At 38.3% G+C, this 6805-nt stretch carries 12 protein-coding genes; 3 read left to right on the forward strand and 9 right to left on the reverse strand.

Features of this window, described 5'->3' with window-relative positions:
• Nucleotides 1-131: 131 nt before the first annotated feature.
• Nucleotides 132-1190 carry an IS630 family transposase gene (locus TOL9009_RS0132490; RefSeq protein ID WP_038298175.1) on the forward strand — a complete coding sequence of 353 codons (1059 nt, stop codon included), beginning with the start codon at nucleotides 132-134 and terminating at the stop codon, nucleotides 1188-1190.
• Between the two features lie 72 nt (nucleotides 1191-1262).
• The gene (locus TOL9009_RS41260) at nucleotides 1263-1523 is read left to right on the forward strand and encodes a PIN domain-containing protein (protein ID WP_242055651.1); all 261 of its coding nucleotides are present in this window, start codon (nucleotides 1263-1265) and stop codon (nucleotides 1521-1523) included.
• Here the strand turns inward: TOL9009_RS41260 and TOL9009_RS0132500 are convergent.
• Nucleotides 1516-1788 carry a hypothetical protein gene (locus TOL9009_RS0132500; protein ID WP_029637551.1) on the reverse strand — a complete coding sequence of 91 codons (273 nt, stop codon included), beginning with the start codon at nucleotides 1786-1788 and terminating at the stop codon, nucleotides 1516-1518. The two genes, TOL9009_RS41260 and TOL9009_RS0132500, sit on opposite strands and share 8 nt — an antisense overlap.
• Before the next feature lie 142 nt (nucleotides 1789-1930).
• On the opposite strand from TOL9009_RS0132500, the gene TOL9009_RS0132505 reads away from it, so the two are divergent.
• Nucleotides 1931-2770 carry a DUF4351 domain-containing protein gene (locus tag TOL9009_RS0132505; RefSeq protein ID WP_029637552.1) on the forward strand — a complete coding sequence of 280 codons (840 nt, stop codon included), beginning with the start codon at nucleotides 1931-1933 and terminating at the stop codon, nucleotides 2768-2770.
• On the opposite strand, the gene TOL9009_RS48085 is transcribed toward TOL9009_RS0132505, so the two are convergent.
• The 8 genes from TOL9009_RS48085 to TOL9009_RS0132535 all read right to left on the reverse strand — a co-directional run bounded on the left by TOL9009_RS48085 (nucleotide 2767) and on the right by TOL9009_RS0132535 (nucleotide 6648).
• Nucleotides 2767-2943, reverse strand: a complete 177-nt coding sequence (locus tag TOL9009_RS48085) for a hypothetical protein (protein ID WP_186227746.1) — start codon at nucleotides 2941-2943, stop codon at nucleotides 2767-2769. The two genes, TOL9009_RS0132505 and TOL9009_RS48085, sit on opposite strands and share 4 nt — an antisense overlap.
• Nucleotides 2922-3104 (reverse strand): hypothetical protein, encoded by a 183-nt coding sequence (locus TOL9009_RS41265; RefSeq protein ID WP_144238433.1) that lies wholly within the window; start codon nucleotides 3102-3104, stop codon nucleotides 2922-2924. The genes TOL9009_RS48085 and TOL9009_RS41265 overlap by 22 nt, the downstream gene beginning before the upstream one ends.
• The gene (locus TOL9009_RS46505; RefSeq protein ID WP_144238434.1) at nucleotides 3105-3290 is read right to left on the reverse strand and encodes a hypothetical protein; all 186 of its coding nucleotides are present in this window, start codon (nucleotides 3288-3290) and stop codon (nucleotides 3105-3107) included. It lies immediately after the preceding gene.
• Between the two features lie 11 nt (nucleotides 3291-3301).
• Entirely contained in the window at nucleotides 3302-4405 is a 1104-nt protein-coding gene (locus tag TOL9009_RS41270) for an ATP-binding protein (RefSeq protein ID WP_051503177.1), read from the reverse strand.
• Nucleotides 4406-4463: 58 nt separating this feature from the next.
• Nucleotides 4464-4967 carry a hypothetical protein gene (locus TOL9009_RS0132520; protein WP_144238435.1) on the reverse strand — a complete coding sequence of 168 codons (504 nt, stop codon included), beginning with the start codon at nucleotides 4965-4967 and terminating at the stop codon, nucleotides 4464-4466.
• Between the two features lie 55 nt (nucleotides 4968-5022).
• Nucleotides 5023-5415, reverse strand: a complete 393-nt coding sequence (locus tag TOL9009_RS0132525; RefSeq protein WP_029637554.1) for a hypothetical protein — start codon at nucleotides 5413-5415, stop codon at nucleotides 5023-5025.
• Between the two features lie 31 nt (nucleotides 5416-5446).
• Entirely contained in the window at nucleotides 5447-5839 is a 393-nt protein-coding gene (locus TOL9009_RS0132530) for a hypothetical protein (protein WP_029637555.1), read from the reverse strand.
• 155 nt (nucleotides 5840-5994) lie between these two features.
• A complete protein-coding gene (locus TOL9009_RS0132535; RefSeq protein ID WP_029637556.1) occupies nucleotides 5995-6648 on the reverse strand; it encodes a response regulator in 654 nt (217 codons plus the stop codon).
• Nucleotides 6649-6805: the final 157 nt, after the last annotated feature.

A 6805-nucleotide genomic window follows, 5' to 3' on the forward strand; every position in this document is an offset into this window, starting at 1 on the left:
AATTTGAGGAATGCGATCGCTTATTTTAATTCTATCATCATAAGTGCGTAGACACTTATAGGAATCATATTTGATTTTTGAAAAAAACTAAGAGATAATACGGAGATGAGTGATAAGTATAATGAGGAACGATGATGAATCAGCACTTACAGCAGGCGATCGCAGAACTAGAGGAATTTATAGTTCAAAATATAAATGCCCGTGAAGTGAGAAAAGGGTTAGCAGTAAAGCTGGTTTATCAAGGTTACTTATATGAGGAAATCCAGAGAATTCTTGGCGTTTCACTTGGTTCGATAACAGGTTGGAAACAAGTATATGAGGATAATGGAATTGATGGTCTAAGACTAAATTATAAAGGAAGAAAAAGCTATTTGAGTACTGAGCAGCGAGAGGAAGTATTGAGTTGGCTTCAAACAAAGGATTATTGGGAAATAGGAGAATTAGAGTATAAACTAGCTTTTGAATATGATGTAGTTTACGAAACGAAAAAAAGTTACTACGATTTGTTTAAAGCAGCAGGAATCAGTTGGAAGAAAACCACAAAATTAAACCCAAAAGCTGACCCAGATGCTGTTTATGCAAAAAAAAAAGAGATTGAAACATTGTTGGAAAACAATCGTAGTGAAATTGAAACAGGTAAATTAAGAGCGTTACTGATTGATGAATGTCATTTAATGTGGGGAGACTTAAGTGGTTATATATGGGGTAAAACAGACCAAGAAATTATGGTTCCAGTGGTCAATGAGCGAGAGAAACAAACATATTATGGAGCAATTGACTATCTTCAAGGAGAATTAATACTTAAAACCTATGATGCTGGAAATTCCAAAAATACGATTGATTATCTACGTTATTTGCTAGATGAGTCTCCTAATCAGCAATTATTAATTTTTTGGGATGGAGCTAGTTACCATCGTTCTCAAGAAATTAAAAATTTCTTGAATGAAGTGAACAAAGGACTTTCAACTGACCAGTGGAAAATACACTGCGTTCGTTTTGCTCCCAATTGTCCGGTACAAAACCCCATTGAGGATGTTTGGTTGCAAGCCAAAACCTGGGTTCGACGTTTTTGTGCTTTGCTCCCTTCATTCTCTCATTTAAAATGGATGTTTGAATGGTTTATCCGTCACACTACCTTTGATTTTCCCACTCTTCAGATGTACGGAGCTTTTTCAAAAATCAAATATTAGTCCTATATTTCAATTACGTCAAATGAAGGAATAATTATCAGTACACAGGTTGTTAATGAGGTTTGTGCTAATTTGCTGAAAAAAGCAGCTTTTAACGAAGAGCAAATCAAAGCTGTGATTCAGTCGCTTTACCGTCGCTGTACTGTGGTAGAGTTTAACTTGAATATTTTTGAATCTGCATCGGATATCCGCAGTCGATATAATTTTTCTTTTTGGGATGGATTAATTTTTGCTTGTGCGCTGTCCGCAAGAGCAAGTATTCTTTATTCTGAAGATATGCAAGATGGGTTAATAGTAGCTGGTCAATTAGAAATTGTGAATCCGTTTAAATGAAACTATGGAGGTTACTTGAGTTGCGATCGCATGAAACGAGAGTATGAATATTTGGAGTGCGATCGCCTGTTTTAAATCTATTATCAAAAGTGCGATCGCCTGTTTTAAATCTATCATCAGATGTGCGATCGCATGAAACGAGAGTATGAATATTTGGAGTGCGATCGCCTGTTTTAATCCTATCATCATCAAGTGCGATCGCTTGTAGTAAAGTATTAGATACGATCGCTTGTTTTAAATCTATCATCACTAAGTGCGATCGCATGAATGGAGAGTATGATTATAGCAATTTTGGCAGCAATAACCTGTAATTACGCTATGAAGCGATCGCGCTTCTATTGATGAGTCTGATTGTCACGCAATATTATGATGTAATAGTGATAACTCTTACAATTAGCAATCATCCTGTGGCAAAAGCAGCAGATACTGGTAGTAAGCGACTAATTAGCCTAGCTCCCGATGCTTGGGTGCAATGGGTAACACAGCGTCCTGATGTCGTAGCTAAAGAAATTTTGGCTTCTGAGTTTCAGTGGATTAGTCGAGAAACAGATGTTTTGGTGAAAGCATACAGCAGCACCTATGGGGATTTTTTGATTCTCAACGAGTTGCAGTTACGTTACACAACACACATGCCTCTACGAATGAGAGCTTATGCAGCTTTAGCACAAGAGCGATATCGACTGCCAACGTATCCAGTACTGGTCAACATCTTGCCACCCCCATCTACCATAACAGTTGTCAGTAGTTACGAAGAAGAATTTTTGGGATTACGAGCTATTCAAGATTATCGGGTGATTAACTTGTGGGAAGTAGATGCAGAAATTGTGTTTAGCCAACCACTACCCTCGTTATTACCGTTTGTGCCGATCTTGCGAGGAGGTTCAGAAACATCAGTTGTACAACGAGCGTTACAGCAACTGCGAGCTGATGAGCAATTCAATCAGTTAGAACCATTGCTAGCATTTTTTGCTAGTTTTGTATTAGATACGCCTTTAGTGCAACAAATTATGAGGTGGGACATGGCAGTATTGCGAGAATCGCCTTGGTATCAGGAAATTGAGCAAAGAGGTATTCAGCAGGGTGCGCGACGGCAGTTAATGCGGGTATTGCAACTGCGTTTTGGCGAAATTCCTCAACCATTACAAGCAAGACTTGAGGGTGGGAGTTTAGAACAATTAGAAAGTTTAATGGATGCGGCGATCGCTGTTGGTTCTTTAGATGAGTTTATTCAGATTCTGTCTATCTAAAACCGATTTTGTAATTCGTAATTGTTCAAAAAAGTGCGATCGCATACTTTAACCCTATCACCACCAAGTGCGATCGCCTGCTTTAAACCTGTCATCATAAGTGCGATCGCTCGTAGTAAAGTTTTAGATGCGATCGCATACTTTAAATCTATCACCACCAAGTGCGATCGCATGAAACGAGAGTATGAATATAAAGAGTGCGAACGCCTGCTTTAAACTTATCACCATAAGTGCGATCGCCTGTTTTAAACCTATCACCACAAGTGCGATCGCCTGTTTTAAATCTATCATCACCAAGTGCGATCGCATGAAACGAGAGTATGATTATTCGCACTTACGCGATCACCTGCTTTAAACCTATCACCACAGAAGCGCGATCGCATGAAGCCAGAGTATGAATATTTGGAGTGCGTAGGCGTATCCCGTCGTAGACATCGCCTGTTTTAAATCTATCACAACCAAGTGCGATCGCATGAACCGAGAGTATGAATATTTGGAGTGCGATCGCAAACGGCTTCACTTGTTGTTGGGTTAGTCTGAGGTAACTGGTAAAGTAGAGAAATTTTGTTTGGCGTACCTATGTACATCTTCCCTTACTTTTTCAGAAATATTGATTGGCTGTTTTTTTATCCTGGATTTCTGAATTAGTTTAATTGCGTTAACAAGAATATCATGAGTAATATACTCTCGTCCTTGTAGTGCAGCATAGGAAGCGGCTTCAAGTATTGAATTCTTGATCTCTCTTCCAGACAACTCATATTCTGAAAGCGACTCAATTAATACATCTCTTCCTCTTTCAAGAGGTAACTTACGTGGAAGATGCTTAATCCAAAGTTGTTTTCTCTCTTCTACACCAGGTAACTCAAACTTAATTGATAACACTCTCGATTCAAATGCAGAATCATAATTTTCCACTAAATTGGTAGCAAAAACAACAACTCCTGAGAACTTCTCTAAAGAAATCAAAAGTTGACTTCGCATGGAGTTTATCGCTTGCTCTGAACCTTGAGTAACATCAGTTAATCGTTTAGATAAAAGAGAATCAGCCTCATCTATAAAAAGAACTGCATTATCACGCTCGGCGGCATAAAACAAAGCATCAACATTTTTAGGACCATCACCATGAAACTTACTTTCGATTTGGGCATAGCTAGCTAGAATAATTGGTTTATTCATGTGGCTTGCTATTGCATGGGCAGCAGTAGTTTTTCCTGTCCCGGATTCTCCATATAAATTTAAACATGTCCTTGGGAAAGGTTCAATTGACTTAAGGTCCCATTCATCAAAGATTTTTGCACTAAGTTTAATGCGTGCTATTGCCGATAATAAGTTCTGCCTAACTTCTTCAGATATTATGAGGAAATTAAAATTATAAAAGGGAGCTTGAGCATTATACTGCAACGCTCTTTGCTCAAGTGTTAACTCATCACTATCTCTATTTGCTCTACTTGCTGCTTTACTAGATTCATTAATAGTCTCGATATTTTTATCAGTAGAAATCAAGATTTTAGCTTCAGTGATGCTGAATTCTTCAAATACATTTTTTGCCGCAGACTTGAGTTTGTATTGGAAGTTTGAACTATCAATCTTGTCCTTAAACTTGGGTAAACCGAATAGGTATATATCACTCATCATGTTTCATTCAGCTTCAGAATTATCAATAACTTTTTGACCAAAAAAGTTTGGCGAAAAGTTATTTATATAAATTGACAGATCCATCTTGATGATTACGAAGCAAACTATCATCTATATTTGCAGCCTTGATGACTCGGAACTCTAATACCTCATCGTTTATCTTGTTGTAAAAACCTTGAGTTATGTAGTATTTTTCTTCGGCTTCATTCCTAATAACATCGCTAAACTTACCTGAAACGATTGAACCAGCTGTAGAAAATGCAACAATATTTTCATTAGATTTTTTCACTGCTCTTCTAGTGTAAAACCAGTTCAGAAGCTCTTCAGTACTCAGAAATTCTACTTCTTCAGTAAAAGCCTGTGATAAATCTCCCCAAACTAAGCTGGTTGTATTATCTCTTTGCGATTCATTCTTATGAGTCTTTCTATTACCCTTTAGTAAGGGCAGGACAATAAATAAAAGGGCGGCAACTCCACCAATGAAAACGCCTGTAAAAACCCAGAACTCACTAAAAATTCCAATGATTGGTTTAAATCCTGAATTTTGACCTGAACTGTTCACTTCAATGTTCCTCCTAATAGAATCACCTGAATCAACTGAGCAAAAAAATATCTTCTTAAACATTTGTGTACACCACAGTTTCGCCACCTCTGTGTGCCTCTTCTAGTTCACTATCTACATATTTAGCCGTAACAGCTCTTAGATCGACAATTTCGTCCTTTTCCCGGTCATATGTAAACTGAACCATCTGATATTCTTCTTCTTTTTCGTTGAAAAGATTGCAGTCTATCTCCTTGACCTTCCCATCTTTGATCCTGGCTCCCACACTTCCGTGAATTAAATTTTTCTGCTCCCCACTTATTCTTTCTTTCTTTTTATCTCTAAACCATTTTATTAAGTCAATTACCTTAACTATTATGTAAACAACTATGGCAATTGCCCCAACAATACCCATCGTAAGAAGAGCACCGAGGGCGATAGAAGCTAAAATAGTCAATGGTTCTGGCATAATTCAAACCTCAAGAACGTGTTTTATACTTCTACTTAAGAATTACAAAGTTTGTATCGGAAAGTATCTTCTTAAGATCCTCATCAAGGCTATTAGCAAGTATTATGCGTCCGTAAGCCTCGCCCTTTTCGTCTGTAGCTATCTCATCATGACTATTGATAAAAAAGAGTCCAATCATGTAGCCTTGAGGATGTTTTTCCTTATATATTGCAGCTTTCTTAATGCCAAAGACCTTAGGAGTTTGTGTTTTAAAATAATTTTTTACGTTTTGAAAGGTAAGAACCTCCTTTCTGGACGTTGCATGAGAGTTAAGGTATTTGATGCTAGTAAATATTTGATCGACTGTTTTAATAAGTGGGATATTAGGAGATTGTGGTTCCAAAGTTACATCAAAGCCTTGAGAATTGTTTTCATCTATGGTCATATGTAGAGACTCCTCTTCAGCCAAATTAGATAAACTAAACAGCTGTACAAACCAAATTTAAGTGAATATCCTGATCATAAAAAATTAGCTCAACTTTGTCACTAGCTAAATGTTGGTTTTAAACCTATCAAAATGTGAGGTCGATAAGCTGCAAACTACAGCCTGACAATCCCGCGATTCAGTGCAGTGACTAGCGCTTGAGTCCGATCGCTTGCATTCAATTTGCTGAAAATATTATTGGCATGAAACCTGACTGTACTCTCAACAATATTTAGAGCAGCGCTAATCTGCTGGTTATTCTTGCCCTTTGCGATCAAACGCAGCACTTCCAACTCGCGATCGCTCAATTCCGGGCTACCCATTCGCTCGGCTAGTTTGGCTGCTATACTGGGCGGAATGTACTTTTGACCTTTATAAACGGTGCGAATCGCATCCAAAAGTTCCTTCGGTTCAGCCTGCTTGAGAATATAGCCCTTTGCACCAGCTCGCAGTCCACGATAGATATCTTCATCACCATCAAAGCCAGTTAACACAACGATTCGGGCATGTTTAAATTTAGCACAAATAGCTGCGATGGTCGAAGACCCGCCTTCGGCGATCGCATCAGCACCTCCCATCTTCGGCATTTGCAAATCCATCACTGCCATATCCGGCTGATGTTTGCGGAAAAGTTCTAAGGCTTTTCGCCCATCGCTAGCATAGCCCACCACGGTGATATCTGGTTCACATTCGAGAAACATTTTTAAAGCTTGTCCTAGAATCGGATGATCGTCAGCAATCAGAATGCGAATGACATTAGACTGGCTCATGATCCTTTATTCTCGGTTGATATTAAGTACAGTTTTGCCTAAAATCGTAGCCGTTTTTAAATGTAAGTCGTTTGGTTCAGAAAACAAGTCGTTTGGTTCAGAACACAAGTCGTTTGGTTCAGAAAACAAGTCGTTTGGTTCAGAACACAAGTCGTTT

Source organism: [Scytonema hofmanni] UTEX 2349, assembly GCF_000582685.1.
Lineage (GTDB): Bacteria > Cyanobacteriota > Cyanobacteriia > Cyanobacteriales > Nostocaceae > Hassallia > Hassallia hofmanni.